This is a genomic window from Lactiplantibacillus sp. B652, from assembly GCF_023806745.1.
Lineage (GTDB): Bacteria > Bacillota > Bacilli > Lactobacillales > Lactobacillaceae > Lactiplantibacillus > Lactiplantibacillus pentosus.
On sequence record NZ_JAMSKY010000106.1, the window covers coordinates 1 to 272 of the forward strand.

Annotated in this window: 1 protein-coding gene; it reads right to left on the minus strand. The window is 41.2% G+C overall.

Annotated elements, in window-relative coordinates:
* Nucleotides 1–272: hypothetical protein (locus MZO40_RS17195; protein WP_252133498.1), on the minus strand; the 272-nt coding region annotated here is incomplete at both ends.

A 272-nucleotide genomic window follows, 5' to 3' on the forward strand; every position in this document is an offset into this window, starting at 1 on the left:
ATTGGAATCTAAGCTATCAGAATTACTTGTATCAGCAGCATCCGTTGCAGAACTTGGAACTGTCTGGTTAGTTTGATTGCCCTGTACAGAATTGGAATCTAAGCAATCAAAATTACTTGTATCAGCAGCATCCGTTGCAGAACTTGGAACTGTCTGCTTAGATAGATTGCCCTGCCCAGAATTGGAATCTAAGCTATCAGAATTACTTGTATCAGCAGCATCCGTTGCAGAACTTGGAACTGTCTGGTTAGTTTGATTGCCCTGTACAGAAT